The sequence below is a fragment of the Flavobacterium sp. xlx-214 genome, from assembly GCF_013874595.1.
In the GTDB taxonomy this organism is placed as follows: Bacteria; Bacteroidota; Bacteroidia; order Flavobacteriales; family Flavobacteriaceae; genus Flavobacterium.
Window position 1 is genome coordinate 1,859,076 of the sequence record NZ_CP059431.1, and the last position, 22,326, is coordinate 1,881,401.

The window sequence follows — 22,326 nt, forward strand, 5'->3', positions numbered from 1 at the left end:
TTTTTGTTTTAAAAACAATTTGTATATTTAAAACAAAAAACAATGGGAAAATTTATTATTTCTACAAGAAAAAATGATGAATTTCAATTCAATTTGAAAGCATCAAATGGTCAAGTAATTCTTTCAAGCGAAGGTTATACAACAAAAGCTGCATGCTCAAATGGTATTGAGTCTGTTAAGAAAAATAGTCAAGAAGAAAAAAGATTTGAAAGCTTAGAAGCTAAAAACGGAAAGTTTTATTTTAACTTAAAAGCAACAAACGGACAAATAATTGGTACTAGCCAAATGTACGAATCTGCTGCTGGGTGTCAAAACGGAATTGAATCTGTTATGAAAAATGCTCCTGAAGCTGAAATTGTAGATGAAACTTTAAGTTAATATTCTCAATAAAAAAGCCCTCCAAATTTGGAAGGCTTTTTTTTAATTTGATCTTCTACGTTTTAATTCTTTACTAAGTAAGTCTAATTCTCTATTGGTTTGTCCAGCAACTGATGTGTTTTCATTTGCTCTACGTATTAAATAAGGCACTACATCGTAAACTGGTCCAAAAGGTAAATATTTTGCCACATTGTAATTTTGATGGGCTAGATTATAGCTAATATTATCACTCATGCCGTATAATTGTCCAAACCAAATACGAACATCATTATGAGCTAAATTGTTTTTTGATAACAATTCCATTAACATATAGCTGCTTTCTTCATTGTGAGTTCCTGCAAACAAAGCCATTTTATTGTCAATATTTTCAACCATGTAAGTTACTGTTTTATTAAAGGTAGCATCGGTTTGAGCTTTTGTAGCGCAAATAGGCGATGGGTATCCTTTTTCTTCTGCACGTGCACGTTCTTTTTCCATATAAGCACCGCGTACAACTTTAAATCCTACATGAAAACCTTCTCTTAGACCAATTGCATGTGTATTTTTTACAAAATCAAAACGATCCCAACGATAGGTTTGAGCGGTATTAAAAACAATACATTTTTCTTTATTGTATTTGCGCATCATTTCCAAAACCAAATCATCGGCTGCATCTTGCATCCAACTTTCTTCAGCATCAACCAAAAGTAAAACATCTTTTTCGTAAGCTGTTCTGCAAATAATGTCAAAACGTTCTACAATACGGTTCCATTCGGTTTGTTCAGCATCGGTAAAAGGTAAATTATCTCCTTTTTTTTCAAATAAGAAAAATCTACCAACACCTGTTGGTTTAAAAACAGCAAACGGAATTGCAATACGCTCTTTAGCAAACTCAATTGTTTTTAACGTCATTTCTAAAGCATGATCAAACTGTTCTTGGGTTTCTTTTCCTTCAACAGAATAATCCAATACCGATGAAACGCCTTTGGTATACATTTTATCTACCACTTGTAAGCAATCTTCTTCAGTTACGCCACCACAAAAATGATCAAATACAGTTGATTTGATTAATCCCTTTACTGGTAATTTACTATTAATGGCAAAATTTGTTAATGAAGTACCCACTTTAACCATTGTATTGCTGCTTATTAATTTAAACAAATAATAAGCTTTGTTTAATTCAGTGTTGTTTTTAAGGGCAAAAGCAACTGCTGTATTGTCAAATATTTTTTCCATTTGGCTTTAAAGTAATGATGCAAAGATACAATAGTTATAAAAAATGCATTATTTTTACATCAAATTTTTTCAATATAATGCAAATTCAATCTACTAGCTACCCGGTTTTATTTGGCAATACTTCTTATGAGGCTTTATCACAGCTTATTAATGAAAAAAAGTACTCTAAAATTATTGTTTTGGTAGACGATAATACCTCAAAATTTTGCTTAAATATCGTTTTACAATGGCTTGCTATATCGGTTGATTTTGAAATAATTGAAATTGAGCACGGCGAAGAAAGCAAAACAATTCATTCTTGTAACGAAATTTGGCAAAGTTTAATTGATTTACAAATTGACAGAAAAGCTTTGTTATTAAATGTTGGAGGCGGAGTTGTGTGCGATTTAGGTGGATTTATTGCTGCAACATATAAGCGCGGAATTGATTTTGTAAATATTCCTACAACTTTGTTGGCAATGGTAGATGCATCGGTAGGCAATAAAACAGCTATTAATTTTGGTGGTTTAAAAAACATGATTGGTAGTTTTTACGAACCAAAAATGGTACTTATTGATGTGAATTTCTTAGAAACTTTGCCGTCAAATCACATGCGTTCTGGTTTGGCAGAAATGTTTAAGCATGGTTTAATTGCTGATGTAAGCTATTGGAATCAGTTAAAAAACATGAGTGAATTGACAGTAGAAGATTTAGAATTACTGATATATCATTCGGTATCCATTAAAAACGAAATTGTTTTACAAGATCCTCATGAAGAAAATGTCCGTAAATTATTAAATTTTGGTCATACTTTGGGGCACGTTTTAGAAACTCAAAGCATGGTAAGCAATACTATGCAACCTCTTTTACATGGTGAAGCTGTTGCAGTTGGAATGGTTTTAGAAGCATTTATTTCATACCAAAAAGGTTTGTTAACAAAAAATTCATACTTAGAAATAAAAGAAACTTTAAATTTGATGTTTGAAGGTATTGTTTTAACCAAAAATGATATTGAAATTTGCACATCGTTATTAGTACACGATAAGAAAAATGAACAAGGAGTTATTCAATTTACTTTGTTAAACGAAATTGGTGAAGGTGTATTTAATCAATTAGTTGATAATGAAATAATTGAAAAAGCCTTTCAAGAATATTTAAGTTAAATATCTATTAACAATTATTAGGTTTGTAAGTGAACAAAAAAGGCACTACTAATATAAATAAGGTACATTTACCTTTGGTATTGAAAATCAAACGTATAGTTAAACTAAACTTACCTTTGCATTTAAGACAATTGTACAGGGTAGTTTTGTTTACAAATATTTACAGTGATAAATTATCCATTGCTTTTGCAAATATTAGAGTTTGAAAATAATTTATAATTCGTTGTAAAACATTTTTTAATTTTTAAGCAATTTATATGAATACTAAATATTTCGATCTAATAAATCAAACTTTTTATTTTCCTCAAGAAGAGTTTTCTTTAAATAAAGACAACCTAATGTTCCATAATATCGATTTAATGAAATTGGTAGAACAATATGGCACACCTTTAAAGTTTACCTATCTTCCACAAATTTCTAATAACATTAACAAAGCAAAAACTTGGTTTAATAAAGCAATAGAAAAACATAAGTACGAGGGTAAATATTACTACTGTTACTGTACAAAAAGCTCTCATTTTGAATATGTTATGAATGAAGCTTTTAAAAACGATATTCACATTGAAACTTCTTCTGCGTTTGATATTAACATTGTTGAGCATTTATTGGCAAAAGGAAAAATCAATAAAAATACCTTTGTTGTTTGTAATGGATTTAAACGCGATCAATACATTGAAAACATTGCACGTTTAATTAATAACGGACATAAAAAAACAATTCCTGTTCTTGATAATTATGAAGAATTAGAATTGCTTCAAAATAATATTAAGGGCAAATTCCAGATTGGAATTAGGATTGCTTCTGAGGAAGAACCAAAATTTGAGTTTTATACTTCTCGTTTAGGAATTGGATATAAAAATATTGTTCCTTTTTACAGAAAAAATTTAGCCGAAAACACAAATGTAGAGGTTAAAATGCTTCATTTCTTTATTAATACAGGTATCCGTGATACTTCGTATTATTGGAATGAGTTAAGCAAATGTTTAAAAGTGTACACCAGCCTTAAAAAGGAATGTCCTTCATTAGATAGTTTAAATATCGGTGGTGGATTTCCTATTAAAAATTCGTTAGCATTTGATTATGATTATGCATATATGGTTGATGAAATCATCAATCAAATAAAAATGGCTTGTGAAGAGGCAGATGTTGATGTGCCTAATATTTTTACTGAATTTGGATCGTTTACAGTGGGTGAATCGGGTGGTGCTATTTACAAAGTATTGTATCAAAAACAACAAAATGATCGTGAAAAATGGAACATGATTGATTCATCTTTCATTACAACGTTGCCAGATACTTGGGCAATTAACAAACGTTTTGTTATGTTAGCGGTAAATCGTTGGAACGATTCATATGAACGAGTATTTTTAGGAGGTTTAACGTGTGATTCTGATGACTATTACAATTCAGAGCAAAACTTAAACGCTATTTATTTGCCTAAATTCAATAAAGAAAAACCGTTGTATATTGGTTTCTTTAACACAGGGGCGTATCAAGAGCAAATAAGTGGTCAGGGAGGTATTCATCACTGTTTAATTCCGCAGCCAAAACATATTTTAATTGATAGAGATGAAAACGGAATTTTAGCAACAGAAGTGTTCTCTGAACAACAAACTTCGGATGATGTACTTAAGATTTTAGGATATTCAAAAGATAAAAAATAATAATATAACAGTAAGAAATAGAATTATGAAAGGACCAATTTCTCAATTTATTGAGCACAATTATAGACATTTTAATGCAGCAGCTTTAGTAGATGCAGCTAAAGGGTATGAAAAGCATTTATTAGAAGGCGGTAAAATGTTAATTTCTATGGGAGGTGCTATGTCTACTGCAGAATTAGGTGTTTCTTTAGCAGAAATGATTCGTCAAGATAAAGTACATTTCATTTCTTGTACAGGAGCTAATTTAGAAGAAGATGTAATGAATTTAGTTGCACATTCTCACTACAAAAGAATTCCAAATTGGAGAGATTTAACTCCAGAACAAGAGCGTGAATTATTAGATCAGCATTACAACCGTGTAACCGATACTTGTATTCCTGAAGAAGAAGCATTCCGCCGTTTACAACAACATTTAGAAGATGTTTGGCATGCTGCTGAAGCTAAAGGCGAGCGTTATTTACCACACGAATTTTTATATCAAGTAGTAAATTCAGGTGTTTTAGAGCAATACTATGAAATTGATCCTAAAGATTCTTGGATTGTTGCAGCAGCTCAGAAAAATTTACCAATTGTTTGTCCAGGATGGGAAGATTCTACAACAGGAAACATCTTTGCTTCAAACGTAATTAAAGGAAATTTAAAAGCGTCAACAGTAAAATCAGGAATTGAGTATATGATTTACTTAACAGAATGGTATCGTGCAAATTCAGGCGGTAGAGGTGTAGGTTTCTTCCAAATTGCAGGTGGTATTTCTGGAGATTTCCCAATTTGTGTTGTACCAATGATGTATCAAGATTTAGAGTGGACAGATGTTCCTTTCTGGGCATATTTCTGTCAAATTTCAGATTCAACAACATCTTATGGTTCTTACTCTGGTGCGGTGCCAAATGAGAAAATTACATGGGGTAAATTAGATGTAGATACACCTTCTTTCATTATAGAAAGTGATGCTACTATAGTTGCACCATTAGTATTTGCTTATATTTTAGGTAATTAAAAAAAACTAAAAAAAAGTTTCGATTAATTTGCAAAATACGTACTAGCTATAGTATTTTTGAAACATCATACAAGCATAATAATAATGAAGAGAATAATTGTTGATTACGCGAAATTAACAAACGAAATTTTAACTCTATTAGTTGAAAAGTTTCCTGATGGATATGATGATACAGACATCATTCAGTTCACTAATGCCAAAGGAGAGTTAATTGAGGCTGTAGAGGTAAGAACAACCGATACTATTTACTTAGTTAAGGTAAGTACTAAATTACAAGACAGAATTGAAAATTACGATGAAGATGAAGAAGACATCACATCAGTAGATTCAATTAACGTTAAAGATTTAGACATGGATGAAGACCAAGAGGATGATAAGCCTAAGAAATCTTCAAAAAAGAAAAAGGTTACCAAATCTGATGACGAGGAAGATAGTGAAGAAGAGGATGACGACGATGATTCTGACTATGACGATGAGGACGAAGACGACGATTCTGACTATGATGATGAAGATGAAGACGACGAGGACGATGATAGATAAAAAAAATCTCAAGCTATAGCTTGAGATTTTTTTTTTTACTTTTTCCAGAATTCTGCGTTTTTAATTCCTACTTCATCCGCGTTAAAAGTAATATCTTTTATACCTGCCTTGCGTTTGTTCTTGTAATCATTCCAAACTTTTAGTGCAACATTACTTAAAAGTAAAATGGCAATAATGTTTACCCAAGCCATTAAACCAACTCCTAAATCGCCAATTGCCCAAGCTGTTTTGGCTTCTTTAATCGTACCAAAATAAGTTGCAAATAAAAATAAAACACGTAATGCCCAAACATAAACAATGCGTTTATTTTTATCTCTAATAATATAAGCAATGTTTGTTTCTGCATAGTAATAATAAGCCATAATGGTAGTGAAAGCAAAGAAAAATAAGGCTATTGCTACAAATTCATTTCCAATAGAAGGAAAATGATGTGCAACCGCTGCTTGTGTAAAACCAGTATAATCAACTCCTTTAATATGTTCTACAATTAAACTTCCATTTTTTTCATCAAGAACATTGTATTGATTGGTAAACAAAATCATAAAAGCAGTAGCAGTACATACAAAAAGCGTATCAATATAAACTGAAAAAGCTTGTACCAAACCTTGTTCTGCTGGATGTTTCACTTCTGATGCAGCTGCAGCATGTGGCGCTGTACCCTGACCAGCTTCATTTGAATAAATGCCTCGTTTAATTCCCCAAGCAATAGCACTACCCATAATACCACCAAAAGTAGCATTCATATTAAAAGCAGAAGTTAAAATCAATTCCAAAACAGCTGGAATTTGTTTAAAATTCATTCCAATAATTATTAAAGCCATTAAAATGTATATTCCAGCCATAAAAGGCACAATAATTTCAGAAGCTTTTCCTAAACGTTTAACACCGCCAAAAATGATTAATCCTAATAAAAAAACAACAATAAGTCCCATATAGTTAATAGGAATGGAACCCAAATAACTAATAGGTACATTAAAAGCATTACTCATAGCAGATGCAATACTGTTACTTTGTACACCTGGCAACAACAAACCACAGCTTATAATGGTAATAAAAGCAAACAATAGGGCATACCATTTTATTCCTAAACCTTTTTCAATGTAATAAGCAGGTCCACCACGATATTCGCCATCAATTTCTTGTTTGTAAATTTGTCCTAATGTAGATTCTATAAACGCCGATGCTGCTCCTAAAATAGCAATAAACCACATCCAAAATACCGCTCCAGGACCTCCCATAGCAATTGCTGTAGCTACACCAACAATATTTCCCGTTCCAACTCTACCAGAAATAGCAAGAGAAAACGCTTGAAAAGGAGAAATTCCTTTTTCTGATTTTTCACCCGTAAATAAAAGTTGAACCATTAGTTTAATGTATCTAAACTGAACAAAACCTGTTCTAATAGTAAAATAAATACCTGTAATGGCGCATAATATAATCAAAGCATTAGACCAAACAATGCTGTTGATAAACTCTAAAGTTTTATCCATAAATATTTTAACAATTTGAAATACTATTTTTTAAAAGTAAACTAAAATGTTGAAAAATAAAGTCATTTTAGAATAAAGTTATCCAAAGCGGTATTGTAATAAAAAAGTATCTTTTTTATATAATAACTTGTCATAATATTGTAATTTTACAACCAAACAACACTTCGCTATGAGTTCAAAAATATTATTAACTTCTAAAGAGGTTAATATCATCTTACATCGTTTAGCGTGTCAGTTAATTGAAAAGCACAACGATTTTTCTAATACGGTTCTAATAGGAATTCAGCCTAGAGGTAAATTCTTAGCAGAGCGAATTTCTTCTATTTTAACAAACGATTACAATATACCACATATTGATTTAGGTTTCTTGGATATTACTTTTTTTAGAGACGATTTTAGAAGAAATGATAAACCTTTAGAGGCTAATAAAACACAAATCGACTTCTTAGTGGAAGATAAAAACGTGGTTTTTATAGACGATGTTTTGTATACAGGTCGTAGTATTCGTTCGGCTTTAACGGCAGTTCAATCATTTGGTCGCCCTAAAGAAATAGAGTTATTGGTCTTGATTGACCGTAGATTTAGTCGTCATTTGCCTATACAACCCGATTATCGTGGCAGACAAGTAGATGCCTTTAACGATGAAAAAGTAAAAGTTCACTGGAAAGATGTTGATGCAACCGAAGACGAGGTGTATTTAATATCAAATCCTTCTTAAATTATATAATAACACAGCCAATTCAAAATGAAAGAATTAAGCGTTAACCATTTATTAGGAATAAAATACATCAACAAAAATGATATTGATTTAATTTTTGAAACCGCTGATCATTTTAAAGAAGTAATTAACCGCCCAATAAAGAAAGTTCCTTCGTTACGTGATATAACCATAGCTAATATATTTTTCGAAAACAGTACTCGTACCAAATTATCGTTTGAATTAGCTCAAAAACGTTTATCTGCAGACGTAATTAGCTTTTCAGCTGCTCAATCATCCGTAAAAAAAGGCGAAACTTTAATTGATACTGTAAACAACATTTTATCAATGAAAGTTGATATGGTTGTTATGCGTCATAGCAACCCAGGTGCAGCACATTTTCTATCAAGAAACGTAAAGGCAAGTATTGTAAATGCAGGAGATGGCGCTCATGAGCATCCAACACAAGCGCTTTTAGATAGTTTTTCAATACGTGAGCGTTTAGGAGAAGTTGCAGGTAAAAAAGTGGTTATTGTAGGCGATGTTTTACACTCGCGCGTGGCATTATCAAACATTTTTGCTTTACAAATGCAAGGTGCTGAGGTTATGGTTTGCGGACCAAAAACGTTAATACCAAGATACATTACAGATTTAGGTGTAAAATACGAACCTAATTTGCGTAAAGCCCTTGAGTGGTGCGATGTTGCCAATATGTTGCGTGTGCAAAATGAGCGTTTAGATGTAAATTATTTTCCTTCAACACGTGAATACGCACAACAATATGGTGTTGATAAAGCGTTATTAGATTCTTTAAATAAAGAAATTATTATTATGCACCCCGGACCAATTAATCGCGGTGTAGAAATAACATCAGATGTAGCTGATTCTCAGCAATCAGTCATTTTAGATCAGGTTGAAAACGGTGTTGCCGTACGTATGGCTGTTATTTATTTACTTGCATCTAAAATAAAATAGTTTTATATTTAAAAGAAAAAATGAAGGTTAAAGAAAAAAATAACACGGTTGTTTTTAAAAAAAGTAGTGATGATTTTTCTGAATTTATAGAGAAAATTATTGAGCAACCAAACCTATTTAAAAATAAGAACATTTTGATTGATTTGGAAGAAATAGCGTTGCGACCTTCACAAATTATTTCTTTTGAACCATTAGCTGTTCTACAAAAAAAACAAAAAAAATCTTTTGTAATTGTTGCTGATATCGATTTTGACGAAGTTTCTGAAGAAATCATAGTAGTACCAACCTTGCAAGAAGGTTTTGACATTATAGAAATGGAAGAAATAGAAAGAGATTTGGGTTTTTAACAAATCTCTTTTTTATTATTTAAATATGAAATTACACATTTTAGGCTGTTACTCTGCTACGCCACGCACCATTACCAATCCAACATCGCAAGTTTTAGAACTTAATAATCAAATGTTTTTAATTGATTGCGGCGAGGGTACACAAGTGCAATTACGCAAACACAAAATTAAGTTTTCAAGAATAAACCACGTTTTTATTTCTCATTTACACGGCGATCATTTTTTCGGATTAATTGGTTTAATCTCTACATTTTCACTACTTAATCGTCAAAACGATTTACATATTTACGGTCCAAAAGGTATAAAAGATATTATTTTACTTCAAATTAAGTTAAGTAAATCGTACACAAGCTACGAACTGTATTTTCACGAATTAGAATCAAAAGAATCAGAAGTTATTTTTGAAGATGATAAAGTATCGGTTACAACCATTCCTTTAAAACACAGAGTGTATACCAATGGTTACTTATTTCAGGAAAAACCTGGTTTACGTAGAATTGATATCAACGCAGCCGAAGAAAAAGGAATTGAAGTTTGTTATTTTAATAAATTGAAACAAGGAAGTGATTTAAAAGCAGAAGATGGATCTATTATAAAGAATGAAACCGTTACTTTTGATCCACTACCCACGCAATCGTATGCGTTTTGTTCGGATACTTTGTATAACGAAGATATTATCTCCATTATTAAAAATGTAGATGTGTTGTACCACGAAAGTACTTTTTTAGAACAAGATGTTGAAAAGTGCATTCCAACTGGGCATTCATCTGCCAAACAAGCCGCAACTATTGCTTTAAAAGCAAATGTAAAAAAACTAATTTTAGGTCATTATTCAACACGATACGCTAATATTGAACTTTTTAAAGAAGAGGCGCAAACTATTTTTCCATCTGTTTTTTTAGCGGACGATGGTAAAGTATTTAATTTTAATTAGATAATTATGAACGATTTAGGAAATTATAGGAAATCATACAACAAAAGTGAATTGTTAGAAAGTATGATTGATGAAAATCCAATGATGCAATTTCAAAAATGGTTTTACGAAACCGAGGAATTTGGTGGAGTGGATGAAGTAAATGCCATGACCGTTTCAACCATTGGTTTAGATGGATTTCCAAAATCGCGTATTGTTCTATTAAAAAAATACGATGAAAACGGATTTACATTTGTAACAAATTACGATTCTGAAAAAGGAAAAGCACTTTTACAAAATCCAAAGGTGTGTTTGTCTTTTTTTTGGCCATCTATTGAACGACAAGTAATAATAAAGGGAATGGCAGAAAAACAATCAAGTGCTTACTCGGAAGGTTATTTTCATTCGCGTCCAACAGGAAGTCAATTAGGTGCTATTGTTTCTCCGCAAAGTGAGGTAATTCCAAATCGACAGTTTTTAGAAGATTCATTACAAAATTTAGAACAAGAATGGGAAGGAAAAGAAATTCCTCGCCCAGAAAATTGGGGAGGAATTTTAGTAAAACCTGTTTCTATTGAGTTTTGGCAAGGCAGACCTAATCGTTTGCACGATAGGTTGCGCTATACTTTATTGCCTTCAGGTGATTGGAAAATAGAACGATTAGCGCCTTAATTAAGCTAAATCACCAAATTTACCCGCATTAAAATCATTAAAAGCTTCTATAAGTTCTTGTTCTGTGTTCATCACAAATGGACCATAAGCTGCAATTGGTTCATTTATTGGTTGGCCACTTAATACTAAAACAAGAGCATCTTCAGTTGCTTTTATTTTAAACTCTTCGCCTTCATTTTTAAATAAAACTAATTGATTTGTAGTAGCTTTTTCGTTGTTTACTTTAACTGATCCTTCAACTATTAAAAGTAATGTATTATAGTTTGAAGGAAATTCAAAACTAGCTTCTCCATCTTTGTTTAATTTAGCATTCATCATATGAACAGGCGTAAATGTGCTAGCTGGACCTTGAACATTTTGATACGTTCCGGCAATAACTTCCACAGTACCCGCATTGTTTTCTAAAGGTACAATAGTGATATCATTTTTTGTAATAGCCTGATATTTTGGATTGCTTAATTTATCTTTAGCTGGTAAATTAACCCAAAGTTGCACCATTTGAAATTCGCCACCCGTTTTACTCCATTCCGTTTCGTGAAACTCTTTGTGTAAAATTCCAGAAGCAGCTGTCATCCACTGTACATCACCTTCGCCAATAACGCCGCCACCGCCACTACTGTCACCATGTTCAACTCGCCCTTTGTAAGCAATTGTAACTGTTTCAAAACCTTTATGAGGGTGTACGCCAACTCCTTTAGGCGTATTACTTGGCGGAAAAGTGAATTTTGAATTATAGTCAAGCATAATAAATGGATCCATACGTTGCATAGACATTTTGCCTGGAATAAAATTGTGAACTCTAAAACCATCTCCAACAAAATGAGCAGGAGCAGGGTTAAAAATTGTTTCTATACTTTTAGTTTTCATGATTTTACATTTTTGTATAGCAAATTTACAACACTTTGAGTGAGTATTACTTAACCTAAATTAATAAGTAATTTAATGACTAATTGGCTTATTCTATTTTTAAAATTGAATTCTAATTGGTATCTTTAAAAAATGATTTTGAAATACATATTTAAACGCTCCATGATTAAGAATTGGTGCCAATTACTTTTAATAGTTTTTGCACTAATGCCGTGTTCTGTGAAAAATATGTATTTTCAGGATGGAGGAAGTTTGTTTTCTAAATCTTTAAATGCAACTAAAGTTGTACCTGCATCAAGTAGTTGTTTTTATACATTTTCGCAAAGTAAGGAGCATATAAGTTCTCAGAAAAAAGAAGACTTATTTTCAATAAAATGGTTGTCTAGTAAAATAGATTATACTTATTTGTCTAATTTAATTGAAAAACGAGAAGTAGTTGTATATCAATCAAATGCACCTCCTTTTTATATTCTTTACAATCGATTAAAAGTTGATGTTTTATTATCCTAAGTGATGCAAAACAATTAATAACTTTTAACAAAAAATCATGAATCAACATACAGAAAAATCAAACTATAAAGTGTTTGGTTTGATAACTTTTGCCTTACGAATTGTAGTTGGGTGGACTTATTTTTCGGCATTTTGGCGTCGATTAATTTTAGAAAATAAACTTATTGAAAACGAAGCAGGTTATATTGGTGAAAAATTCAACCATTTTTTACCCAATGCTTTAGGAATAAAACCTTTAATTGAATATTTAGTAAGCAACCTAGAGAGTCTTTGGTGGGCTATGGTTATTTTCACAATTGTAGAAGGAATTGTGGGGTTACTTTTAATGTTAGGCGTTTTTACACGTTTAGTGAGTATTGGCGTTGTTCAGCTGGCTCTTGGTATCTTATTAGGATCGGGCTGGTTAGGAACTACCTGTTTAGATGAATGGCAAATAGGTGTTTTAGGTGTAGCAGGCGGATTTGTTTTATTTTTATCGGGTAGTGGTTATTTCTCACTTGACCATTATTTTATTTCAAAAAACAAAAACTTTACCTCTAAAAAATGGTTTTTATGGCTAGGTTCTGGAAGCTTAAACTTAGAGCATTACAGAAAATATATAATGCTAATTGGCTTAGCTATTTTTGGATTGACTTTATTTACCAACCAGTTTTTTCATGGTGGTGTTTATGGGAAATTACATAATAAATCAGTAAAACCTAAACTCGAAATTACAAATGCACGTTTTAATAAAGAAATAGAATTTGATGTAATGAGGATAGAAGGTGCTGATGTTTATGGATCATTTTTAATTGCTATTCAGTTGTTAGAAAACGGAAAAGTAGTTAAAACATGGAATCAAGAACATTTAGCGAATTTTGATACCAACAAAATTGATAATTACTACGTTGCTAAAATTAAACCTGGTAAGCATAGTCTTATTTTACCTTTGGGAGCTAAAGCAAAGATACATTTAAACGTTGACAATGTATCTATTTCTAAAGAAAGTAATCTTTCAATTAATTTAATTGATATTAGTGGTGCCTCATGGCAAAGTAAAGTGGAATAAAAAAGAGGTCGTTTAGACCTCTTTTTTACTTAAAACTAACTTTTACAATACGTAATTAATCAGTATCAATTATATTGTTGCTATTAAAGTCTGTTAAAAAAACAAAGTACAATGTTTGATTTTGTATTCTTTCAATTGGATAATCTTTTTCATTTATATAAAAACGATTTACATTCCATTTAAATGTTCCAATAGTTCCTTTTTTTGATACAAATTCTATCGATTTGTTATTTTCATTTTCATATAATAAATAATGATGTCCATAACTATTTACAATAACAGAAGAGTATAATCCATTTTCATCTGCAGAAAAACCACTACCGTTTTCAAAATAAGGAATTAAGTGAATAGGCATTTCTTCTTCAATATTTTGTAAATCATTTACATTATCAATAACAGCAACTTGTAAAGCATTTAACAACTCTTTTTTAGTGTTGTAAAACGTGTTTTCAAACATTACAGAAAAAGGAAGTTTCTTTAACGCTAACGAAGTGTTTTCAGTAGTTATAGAGTGTTGAACATCTTCTTGAACAAAATTAATTTTGTTTAGAAATTGTTGCGCATTTGCTTTGCAATACAAAAATAGTACAATGAAAATAAAGAAGTTTTTTGTCATTTAATTAAATGTATTCTTAAAAAAGGTTCTTGCACAAATGTATAAAAAAGCGTGAATTAATAATAGTTGATATTTAATCTATATTAAGTATTTTTAGTAAAAAAGTAACGAAATTTGAAATAAAATTGAAGCAATGCAAGATTTAAAAAATTATACCGATTCTTTTAAAATTCGTGAAAAGCTGCAACCTGTTTTTTTTATGGGACATGGATCACCTATGAACGGAATTGAGCAAAATATTTTCTCTACTAAATGGCAAGAAATTGGAAAAAGGATTGATTTACCCTGTGCTGTTTTAGTTATTTCTGCTCATTGGTTAACAAAAGGTACCCATGTTACAGCTATGTCTGAACCTAAAACAATTCACGATTTTGGAGGGTTTCCACAAGAACTTTTCAATGTGCAATATCCAGCTCCGGGTAGTCCGTTTTTAGCAGAAGAAACAGCCAAACTAATTACATCAACAAATGTAGGTTTAGATCATGATTGGGGTTTAGATCACGGTACATGGTCGGTAGTGCGTCATATGTTTCCAGAAGCTAATGTGCCCGTTTTACAGTTAAGTATCGATTATAACCAACCAGCACAGTACCATTACAATTTAGCAAAAGAGTTATTTGGTTTGCGTAAAAGAGGAGTTTTGATTATTGGCAGCGGAAATATGATTCATAATTTACGAATGGTTGATTGGAAACAGTTAGATAATTATGGATTTGGATACGATTGGGCAAAGTCACTCAATGAAAATTTTAAAAAGAAAATCCTTTCTAAAGATCATAAAGATTTAATTTATTATGAAAACTTTGGAGAGGCAGCAAAACTAGCTATTCCTACACCAGATCATTATTATCCAATGTTATACGCCTTGGCTTTAATGAGTAATAATGACGATATTGCTATTTTTAACGATGAATATGTAGGTGGATCCTTATCTATGACTTCTTTCCGTTTAGGATAAATACATTATATTTGCTTAAAAAGAAAAAATGCGGTTTTTTAAAGTAATTTTAGTTTTAATTTCAATGAATGCTTTGGCTCAGCCTAAAGCTGTACTTAATAAAACAACTTATCAATTTTGGTTAAATGAACCTAAAGAGATTAAAGAAAAAATGCCGCTCATTGTTTTTTTGCACGGAAAAAGTTTATCAGGTACTAATATCGATCGTGTAAAAAGATACGGTGCTTTAAAAGGAGTTGAAAAAGGATTAGATATTCCTGCTTATTTAGTTGCGCCTCAATTACCATCAGGACCTTGGAATTCTGATAAAGTAGATGAAATTGTAGCTTATATGATTAAAACTTACAAGATTGATGAAGATAGAATTTATGTTACAGGAATGAGTTTGGGATCGTACGGCACAATGAAATATGTAGGTGAGTACCCTAACAGAGTTGCAGCTGCCATATCTATTTGTGGAGGAGGAGATGTAAGTGATGCGTGTAATTTAGCACAAGTTCCTATTAAAGTAATTCATGGCGATAAAGATTTTATAGTTCCACTAACTGAATCACAAAAGATAGTATCAGCAGTAAAAAAGTGCAATAAAAAAGCACCTATTGAACTAGAAGTTGTTAAAGGTGGAAATCACGGTAGTGTGGAGGATTTATACCGCCACCAAGAGCTATACGATTGGCTGTTAAAACATACAAAAAGTAATAATAATTCATTATAAAGATTAAAAATGAGCAATATTAAATGGGAAAAAGTCATTGACTTTGAAGATATCACGTACAAAAAGTATAATGGCGTTGCACGTATAGCTTTTAATAGACCAGAAGTAAGAAATGCTTTCAGACCTAAAACTACTTCAGAATTATTAAGAGCTTTTCAAGATGCACATGAAGACACTTCTATCGGTGTAATTTTATTATCCTCTGAAGGACCTTCTCCTAAAGATGGCGTTTATTCATTTTGTAGTGGAGGAGATCAAAGAGCAAGAGGATATCAAGGTTATGTAGGTGATGATGGTTACCATCGATTGAATATTTTAGAAGTACAACGTTTAATTCGTTTTACACCTAAGGTTGTTATTGCAGTTGTAAATGGTTGGGCTGTAGGTGGCGGACATTCTTTACATGTTGTTTGCGATTTAACTTTAGCAAGTAAAGAGCATGCAATTTTTAAGCAAACCGATGCAGATGTTACTAGCTTTGATGCCGGTTATGGCTCTGCTTATTTAGCAAAAATGGTAGGTCAGAAAAAAGCGAGAGAGATTTTCTTTCTAGGTAGAAATTATTCCGCGCAAGATGCCTACGAAATGGGAATGGTAAATGCCGTTATTCCTCATGATGAATTAGAAGAAACAGCTTATAATTGGGCACAAGAAATATTAGAAAAGTCGCCTATTTCTATCAAAATGTTGAAATTTGCTATGAATTTAACAGATGATGGAATGGTAGGACAGCAAGTTTTCGCTGGTGAAGCAACTCGTTTGGCTTATATGAGTGATGAAGCTATTGAAGGTAGAAATGCCTTTTTAGAAAAACGCAAACCAAATTTCGAAAAGAAGTATATTCCTTAAAATAAAAAATCGACCAATTGGTCGATTTTTTATTCAAGTATATGAGGTATAAACCTACTTTTATCTGTGGTGATTGGATAATCACTTTCTCTAAAAGTAATTCCACTAGGTTGCTGACCAATAATCCAACTACCTATAATACTGTAACCTGAACTTTCTTTATGCAATTGTGCTAATTCTTGATATATAAAACCTTCGGCACCATATTCTCCTTCTGTTTCAAAAATGGTTCTATCATTATAAACCATGCTAATGTTTGCACCTTCTCTTGATAATAAAGGCTTTTTAACATAGGAAATCATGCTTTTAGGATTGTTAAAATAGCTTTCTAATAACAGCGGATGGTTGGGATACAACTCCCAAAGTATAGGTAAAATAGCTTTGTTAGATAAAATCATCTTCCAAGAAGGCTCAACCCATTGTGCTTCTAAAACATCGTTTACTATATGAAAACCAAATTCTTCGTTCACCATCCATTCCCAAGGATATAACTTAAAAATAGATGTAATTTCTTGTTCTTCTAAATCTGTAAAACATTGTCCGTTCCAACCAATTTCATCAATATATAACAACTTAGTGTTAATGCCAGCTTGTATGGCAGTATCGCGTAAATACTCAACATTGGTTAAATCCTCTAAACTTTCTCTAACGCAAGTAAAATGAAGAATTGATCCTTTTAAATAAGGTTTTAAATCTTTCCATGATTGAATTAACTGATCATGAACATTGTTGAATTGATCTTTACTCTTTTTAAAAAAATGTTCTTTCCAGAACCATTGCACAACGCCGCATTCAAATAAAGATGTTGGTGTATCTGCATTGAATTCTAGCATTTTTAACTGATCTTTTATTGAATCATAAGCAAAATCAAATCGACCATAAATACTTGGAACATCATTTTCCCAACTTTTTTCGATATGATGTTGAATAAAATTTGGAATGTGAAACAAATCGTATTTTTTATGCGTAATTACATGTTCCACCGCTTGTAAACACATGTCCCAAAGTTCTTCAGTAGCATGATAAATTTTATCTGCAAATTGTTCTGAAATAGCATAATAATAATGATCTACCCAATACGGGTTTTCTCCATCAGTATGATATCCATAACCAATTTCTTCAACACGCTTAATCCAATTTGGATCTTTAGTAAGATGTTTTATTTTCATTATGAAGAAACTCTTGAATTAGAGTTATATGCTGATTTGCCAAAACCACCACGAGTTGTAGTTTTTGAATAAGCATTTGCTTTTGCAGTATTTTTACCAACAACAGAATTTGGGTTTAAGCCTGAACTAGCATAGCCCATACCACCACCTAAATGACGAAATGCCATGTACCATAACAAAGTATTGCCCATACCACCTGTATGACTTGATTGATGGTATTGTTGCGTTACATTGGTGTATTGTGCAGTAGAATCGGCACGCATAAATACTTTTTGTTGCGGCTGATTCTCTTGCTTAGCAACTGGTTTATTACATGATGCCAAAACAGATGAAATAAGAAATAATTGTATTGCTTTAGATGATCGTTTTTTCATTATTGAACCGTTACGTAAATTGGAATTTGATTTAATTTCATTGAAGTAGTATCAGCTCCCCAACTGTTTTCTTGCAACTTAGTAGTTAGTGTGTCAACTTTATCAGCAATTTTTTCTCCATTGATCCAAATAGTTTGCTTGGTTAAATGGTATACGGTATCACCTTCGGTTACAGTAGTTAATGTTACTTCTCTAGATGATTTTTTATCTAAATTTTCTAAAGCTTGATCATTATTTGTATTACCACAACTTGATAACATAATAAGACCTAAGAAAAAAAATGTCTTTTTCATTGTTTATGCATTGATTTACAAAGATGGTAATTTTTTATCATTTTGCATCTTTAACAAAAAAGTAATTATTCATAATATTTTACTAATTTTAAAAATAAAAAGTATTTTTATGAAATTCCATACACGAAAATGGGTAAAGCCTGAAGATTTAAATCCAAATAAAACATTATTTGGAGGTAAACTATTAGCTTGGATTGATGAAGAAGCAGCTTTGTATAGCATTGTTCAATTAGAAAATCCTCATGTAGTTACCAAATTTATGTCTGAAATTAACTTTATGTCTGCTTCTAAAGAAGGTGATATCATTGAGATTGGCTTAGAGGTTGTAAAATTTGGTAATTCTTCATTGGTATTGAAATGTGAAGTACGCAATAAAATGACTCATGAAACAATTATTACAGTAGATAAAATTACCATGGTAAATTTAGATGCGGAAGGCACTCCAAAACCACATGGAAAAACTCAAGTAGAATATGTACATGATAAATTATCAAAAAATAAATAAAACATGGAGCATCTTCAAGTAAAAAAACAATCTGGTGATTTTGCTTCCTTTTCAAAAGAAAGATTAATTAAATCATTATTAAACTCAGGCGCTAATAAAGATGATGCTGAAAAGGTGTATAACATAATAGAAAAAAGTCTATATAATGGCATACCAACTAAAGATTTATATGAAAAAGCGTTTGCTACTTTAAAGAATATAAAATCATCAATTGCAGCGAAATATAGCTTAAAGAGAGCATTACAAAAACTTGGTCCAGACGGTTTTTATTTTGAAAAATGGGTAGCTAAAATTTTTGAAACTCAAGGTTATCAAGCAATAACAGGTCAAACTTTAGAAGGAAAATCAACAGTTACGCATGAAGTAGATGTTGTAGCAACTAATAAAAAAGACTTTTTAATATGTGAATGCAAATTTAGAAATGATATTGATGCTAAAATAAGTGTTACTACACCCATGTACTTTTTAGCTCGTTTTGAAGATTTAAAAGATAAAAAGTTCTCCTTTTTCAATGATAACTTTGTTGCTACAAAAGGTTTCTTAATAACTAATGCTTTTTTTACTAGCGATAGTATTAATTTTTCTAATTACTATCATATTAATTTAATTAGTTGGAATTATCCTGAGAATAATAGTCTAAAGAAAATTACTGATGATTACGCTCTGTATCCTATTACTTGTTTAACTTGTTTACCCGAAGAAAATATAAAAGAAATACTAGACAAGGAGTGTATTTTGGTTTCTCAACTTGCTCAAAATCCTACAGTATTAAACGCTTTAAATCTTGACCAAAATCATAAAAAAGAAATTATAAAAGAAGCTTTAGAAATTATTGGGAAAAACTTGTAATTGTTCTTCCCAATTTTTTTATTGAATCTCAGCACTTAAACCAGCATCTAATAATGCAGAGCACATAGGTACTAGTTCTTTTAATGCTCCTGTTTTAACATCACATTTACCTTTATAATGTACCAACATAGCACATTGTTCTGCCTGTAAAGGTTCATGTTTACAAACAGCAACCAAAGTATCTATAACATGATCAAAAGTATTTACATCATCATTAAATAGAACAATTACATTTTCATTACCAAGTAATTCTTCAATTTTTACTTCTTTTAAAACTTTTTCTTTTGTACTCATTACTTTTTTATAAATTTTAATGATGCCCAATTATTTCTGGTTAATGTATCTACCAAAAATAATTGATTTTTATTAGCTTCTTGCTCTATTGCAGCAATATCTTCAGTATAAAAACCACTAAATAAAATAGTACCGTTTTGTTTTAATGTTTTGGCATAAGCTTCCATATCATTTAACAAAATATTACGGTTAATGTTAGCTATAACAAGATCATAAGTATCTATTTTATTGTTTAAAAGAGCCGCATCTCCTTCAAAAACCGAAATATTGATAATGTTGTTGCGTTCTGCATTTTCAATAGAATTTAAATAACACCAATTGTCAATGTCAATAGCATCAGCATGTTTTGCGCCTTTCATTAAAGCTAAAATAGCCAAAATAGCAGTTCCACAGCCCATATCTAAAACTTCTTTATTAGTAACATCCATATTTAAAATATGTTTCATCATCATAAAAGTAGTTTCATGGTGACCTGTACCAAAACTCATTTTAGGTTCTATAACAATTTCGTATTCTGCATTTTTACTTTCGTGGAAAGGAGCGCGCACATAACAAATTCCATCAACATCAATAGGGTCAAAGTTTTTTTCCCATTCTTCGTTCCAATTTATTTGCTCAATTTCTTCTATTTTGTAAGAAATGGTAAATTCATCATTTTGCAAAATATAGATATCGTTTAAAATATCATCTGTGTGCTCATGTTCTTGAATATAAGCTGATAATCCTTCTTCGGTTTCAACAAAACTGTCAAAAGCCAACTCTCCTAATTCTGCTAATAGTATTTCGGTTCCTGGCTCTTTAGGTGCTACACTAAAATGATAGGCTATGTATTTAGATTCCATTTACAATTCCTTAACGTTTATTTAATATTACATTTCTATTCGCTACAAAATTACTCATACTTTTGCAGAAATCTTTAAATTGACGTATGAAAAAGGTTATTTTTTTGTTAACTGTTTTAATGAATGTGGTTGCTTTTGCACAAGTAGATCATAAAAAAGAAATCGAAGAGTTTAAAATTTCTGCTTTACCTTATTATAGTTATGGTAAAGGATTAGGAATGACATCGGCAGATAGTTTGTTTCAATTGAACATTCGATTTAGAATGCAAAACAGAGTTACTTACTATGATTATGAAGACAAAGAGTCTAATTACGATGCTCAAATTCGTAGATTACGCCTTCGTTTTGATGGTTATGTAGGAAATCCAAAATTTCAATATGCTTTGCAATTATCATTTGCACCAGGTGATGTGGGTGAAATTGAAGAAGGTAAAAATTTAAATATTATTCGCGATGCGGCGGTAAGTTATAATCCTAACAAACATTGGAGTTTCTTATTTGGACAAACCAAATTACCAGGAAACCGTCAGCGTGTAAATTCATCGGGGTCTTTACAATTAACCGATCGTTCTATAAATAATGCGCAATTTAATATTGACCGTGATTTTGGATTTCAAGCCAATTATTACGAGCAAAATAAAGACCAATTTTCTTACAACGTAAAAACAGCTGTGTCATCTGGAAATGGTAGAAATTGGAGTGGAAAAGACAATAATGTTGCGCTTACCGGAAAATTAGAAGTGTTACCTTTCGGTACTTTTAAAAAAGGAGGTGATTATTTTGAAGGAGATATTCAGCGTGAAGAAAAACCTAAATTAATGGTTTCTGGGGTGTTTCATAAAAATTTTGATGCCAATGCAGCTCGTGGTCAGCAAGGTGATGAATTGTATGAAACGCGTAATTTACAATCGGTTTTTATTGATGCAATTGCTAAATATAACGGTTGGGCAGGTATGGTTTCTTACATGAATCGTACAACCAACAACCCATTAACAATAGGCAAAAATAGCGAAGGTTTACCAGAAACACGTTATGTATTTGCAGGTGAAGGTATGGATTATCAGGTAAGTTATACTTTTCCTATGTCTCATTACGAATTAATAGGTCGATTTTCTACTCAAAATGTAAACGATGCTATTTATAGATTAAATGTACCTAATCAAAAACAATATAGTTTTGGTGTTACTAAATACATTTGGGAACATGCTTTTAAAGTACAAGCCGAAGTTACTTATGACGATTTAAAATATTACTCAGGCAAGCAAAAAAATAATTGGTATGTACGTTTTCAAATAGAAATTGGAATTTAAATTTTTTGTATTTTAAACATAGTAAAAAAGGATTAGAAATTTTTTTAATCCTTTTTTAATTTTTTAGATGAGTTGAGATTACAAAATAAAGGCGTTT

27 protein-coding genes are annotated in these 22,326 nt (G+C 31.2%); 18 read left to right on the forward strand and 9 right to left on the reverse strand.

The window, feature by feature from the left end; all coding sequences use genetic code 11:
• Positions 1-42 precede the first annotated feature (42 nt).
• Positions 43-378 (forward strand): YegP family protein, encoded by a 336-nt coding sequence (locus tag H1R17_RS08795; protein WP_163432282.1) that lies wholly within the window; start codon positions 43-45, stop codon positions 376-378.
• 42 nt (positions 379-420) lie between these two features.
• On the opposite strand, the gene H1R17_RS08800 is transcribed toward H1R17_RS08795, so the two are convergent.
• Positions 421-1,593 (reverse strand): proline dehydrogenase family protein, encoded by a 1,173-nt coding sequence (locus tag H1R17_RS08800; RefSeq protein WP_163432281.1) that lies wholly within the window; start codon positions 1,591-1,593, stop codon positions 421-423.
• A gap of 14 nt (positions 1,594-1,607) precedes the next feature.
• Between H1R17_RS08800 and aroB the strand changes: the two genes are divergently transcribed.
• The 4 genes from aroB (at position 1,608) to H1R17_RS08820 (ending at position 5,936) form a co-directional block, all read left to right on the forward strand.
• Complete coding sequence (gene aroB / locus H1R17_RS08805) at positions 1,608-2,735, forward strand: 3-dehydroquinate synthase (RefSeq protein WP_255489018.1); 1,128 nt, start codon at positions 1,608-1,610, stop codon at positions 2,733-2,735.
• A 257-nt stretch (positions 2,736-2,992) separates the two neighbouring features.
• The gene (locus tag H1R17_RS08810) at positions 2,993-4,399 is read left to right on the forward strand and encodes an arginine decarboxylase (protein ID WP_163432280.1); all 1,407 of its coding nucleotides are present in this window, start codon (positions 2,993-2,995) and stop codon (positions 4,397-4,399) included.
• 22 nt (positions 4,400-4,421) lie between these two features.
• Positions 4,422-5,396, forward strand: coding sequence for a deoxyhypusine synthase family protein (locus H1R17_RS08815; RefSeq protein WP_163432422.1), 975 nt, complete (start codon positions 4,422-4,424; stop codon positions 5,394-5,396).
• 84 nt (positions 5,397-5,480) lie between these two features.
• Positions 5,481-5,936, forward strand: a complete 456-nt coding sequence (locus H1R17_RS08820; protein ID WP_163432279.1) for a DNA primase — start codon at positions 5,481-5,483, stop codon at positions 5,934-5,936.
• A gap of 35 nt (positions 5,937-5,971) precedes the next feature.
• On the opposite strand, the gene H1R17_RS08825 is transcribed toward H1R17_RS08820, so the two are convergent.
• Positions 5,972-7,426: a sodium:alanine symporter family protein gene (locus H1R17_RS08825; RefSeq protein WP_163432278.1), complete on the reverse strand. Its 1,455-nt coding sequence runs from the start codon at positions 7,424-7,426 to the stop codon at positions 5,972-5,974.
• A gap of 169 nt (positions 7,427-7,595) precedes the next feature.
• Here H1R17_RS08825 and pyrR point away from each other — a divergent pair, with 169 nt between their 5' ends.
• Genes pyrR through pdxH form a run of 5 tightly spaced genes read left to right on the forward strand, consistent with a single transcriptional unit; the run spans position 7,596 to position 11,030 of the window.
• Entirely contained in the window at positions 7,596-8,144 is a 549-nt protein-coding gene (pyrR, locus tag H1R17_RS08830) for a bifunctional pyr operon transcriptional regulator/uracil phosphoribosyltransferase PyrR (RefSeq protein WP_163432277.1), read from the forward strand.
• Positions 8,145-8,171: 27 nt separating this feature from the next.
• Entirely contained in the window at positions 8,172-9,098 is a 927-nt protein-coding gene (locus H1R17_RS08835) for an aspartate carbamoyltransferase catalytic subunit (RefSeq protein ID WP_163432276.1), read from the forward strand.
• Between the two features lie 20 nt (positions 9,099-9,118).
• Positions 9,119-9,445, forward strand: coding sequence for a ribonuclease Z (locus H1R17_RS08840; RefSeq protein ID WP_163432275.1), 327 nt, complete (start codon positions 9,119-9,121; stop codon positions 9,443-9,445).
• Positions 9,446-9,470: 25 nt separating this feature from the next.
• On the forward strand, positions 9,471-10,379 hold the full coding sequence (locus tag H1R17_RS08845) for a ribonuclease Z (RefSeq protein WP_163432274.1): 909 nt from the start codon (positions 9,471-9,473) through the stop codon (positions 10,377-10,379).
• Between the two features lie 6 nt (positions 10,380-10,385).
• Positions 10,386-11,030 carry a pyridoxamine 5'-phosphate oxidase gene (gene pdxH, locus H1R17_RS08850; RefSeq protein ID WP_163432273.1) on the forward strand — a complete coding sequence of 215 codons (645 nt, stop codon included), beginning with the start codon at positions 10,386-10,388 and terminating at the stop codon, positions 11,028-11,030.
• Here the strand turns inward: pdxH and H1R17_RS08855 are convergent, their stop codons facing one another.
• Positions 11,031-11,897: a pirin family protein gene (locus H1R17_RS08855; protein WP_163432272.1), complete on the reverse strand. Its 867-nt coding sequence runs from the start codon at positions 11,895-11,897 to the stop codon at positions 11,031-11,033.
• A 219-nt stretch (positions 11,898-12,116) separates the two neighbouring features.
• Here H1R17_RS08855 and H1R17_RS08860 point away from each other — a divergent pair, with 219 nt between their 5' ends.
• On the forward strand, positions 12,117-12,407 hold the full coding sequence (locus H1R17_RS08860; RefSeq protein WP_163432271.1) for a hypothetical protein: 291 nt from the start codon (positions 12,117-12,119) through the stop codon (positions 12,405-12,407).
• Positions 12,408-12,444: 37 nt separating this feature from the next.
• Positions 12,445-13,455: a TQO small subunit DoxD gene (locus H1R17_RS08865; RefSeq protein ID WP_163432270.1), complete on the forward strand. Its 1,011-nt coding sequence runs from the start codon at positions 12,445-12,447 to the stop codon at positions 13,453-13,455.
• A 55-nt stretch (positions 13,456-13,510) separates the two neighbouring features.
• On the opposite strand, the gene H1R17_RS08870 is transcribed toward H1R17_RS08865, so the two are convergent.
• Complete coding sequence (locus H1R17_RS08870; RefSeq protein ID WP_163432269.1) at positions 13,511-14,071, reverse strand: hypothetical protein; 561 nt, start codon at positions 14,069-14,071, stop codon at positions 13,511-13,513.
• 133 nt (positions 14,072-14,204) lie between these two features.
• On the opposite strand from H1R17_RS08870, the gene ygiD reads away from it, so the two are divergent.
• The 3 genes from ygiD to H1R17_RS08885 are packed head-to-tail and all read left to right on the forward strand — an operon-like array spanning position 14,205 to position 16,593.
• Positions 14,205-15,029 (forward strand): 4,5-DOPA dioxygenase extradiol, encoded by an 825-nt coding sequence (gene ygiD, locus H1R17_RS08875; RefSeq protein WP_163432268.1) that lies wholly within the window; start codon positions 14,205-14,207, stop codon positions 15,027-15,029.
• Between the two features lie 28 nt (positions 15,030-15,057).
• Complete coding sequence (locus H1R17_RS08880; protein WP_163432267.1) at positions 15,058-15,744, forward strand: prolyl oligopeptidase family serine peptidase; 687 nt, start codon at positions 15,058-15,060, stop codon at positions 15,742-15,744.
• Between the two features lie 9 nt (positions 15,745-15,753).
• On the forward strand, positions 15,754-16,593 hold the full coding sequence (locus tag H1R17_RS08885; RefSeq protein ID WP_163432266.1) for a 1,4-dihydroxy-2-naphthoyl-CoA synthase: 840 nt from the start codon (positions 15,754-15,756) through the stop codon (positions 16,591-16,593).
• Between the two features lie 29 nt (positions 16,594-16,622).
• On the opposite strand, the gene H1R17_RS08890 is transcribed toward H1R17_RS08885, so the two are convergent.
• Genes H1R17_RS08890 through H1R17_RS08900 form a run of 3 tightly spaced genes read right to left on the reverse strand, consistent with a single transcriptional unit; the run spans position 16,623 to position 18,429 of the window.
• Complete coding sequence (locus tag H1R17_RS08890; protein ID WP_163432265.1) at positions 16,623-17,762, reverse strand: glutathionylspermidine synthase family protein; 1,140 nt, start codon at positions 17,760-17,762, stop codon at positions 16,623-16,625.
• Entirely contained in the window at positions 17,762-18,136 is a 375-nt protein-coding gene (locus H1R17_RS08895; RefSeq protein WP_163432264.1) for a hypothetical protein, read from the reverse strand. The genes H1R17_RS08890 and H1R17_RS08895 overlap by 1 nt, the downstream gene beginning before the upstream one ends.
• Positions 18,136-18,429 carry a hypothetical protein gene (locus tag H1R17_RS08900; RefSeq protein WP_163432263.1) on the reverse strand — a complete coding sequence of 98 codons (294 nt, stop codon included), beginning with the start codon at positions 18,427-18,429 and terminating at the stop codon, positions 18,136-18,138. The genes H1R17_RS08895 and H1R17_RS08900 overlap by 1 nt, the downstream gene beginning before the upstream one ends.
• 109 nt (positions 18,430-18,538) lie before the next feature.
• Here H1R17_RS08900 and H1R17_RS08905 point away from each other — a divergent pair, with 109 nt between their 5' ends.
• A complete protein-coding gene (locus H1R17_RS08905) occupies positions 18,539-18,934 on the forward strand; it encodes an acyl-CoA thioesterase (RefSeq protein WP_163432262.1) in 396 nt (131 codons plus the stop codon).
• A gap of 3 nt (positions 18,935-18,937) precedes the next feature.
• On the forward strand, positions 18,938-19,783 hold the full coding sequence (locus H1R17_RS08910) for an ATP cone domain-containing protein (protein WP_163432261.1): 846 nt from the start codon (positions 18,938-18,940) through the stop codon (positions 19,781-19,783).
• Positions 19,784-19,801: 18 nt separating this feature from the next.
• Here H1R17_RS08910 and H1R17_RS08915 read toward each other — a convergent pair whose 3' ends face one another.
• Both H1R17_RS08915 and prmA read right to left on the reverse strand, forming a co-directional pair.
• A complete protein-coding gene (locus tag H1R17_RS08915) occupies positions 19,802-20,077 on the reverse strand; it encodes an ATP-dependent Clp protease adaptor ClpS (RefSeq protein ID WP_163432260.1) in 276 nt (91 codons plus the stop codon).
• Positions 20,077-20,919, reverse strand: coding sequence for a 50S ribosomal protein L11 methyltransferase (gene prmA / locus H1R17_RS08920; protein ID WP_163432259.1), 843 nt, complete (start codon positions 20,917-20,919; stop codon positions 20,077-20,079). Before prmA ends, H1R17_RS08915 begins: the two co-directional genes overlap by 1 nt.
• 86 nt (positions 20,920-21,005) lie before the next feature.
• Here prmA and H1R17_RS08925 point away from each other — a divergent pair, with 86 nt between their 5' ends.
• Positions 21,006-22,229, forward strand: a complete 1,224-nt coding sequence (locus H1R17_RS08925; RefSeq protein ID WP_163432258.1) for a porin — start codon at positions 21,006-21,008, stop codon at positions 22,227-22,229.
• Positions 22,230-22,326 lie beyond the last annotated feature (97 nt).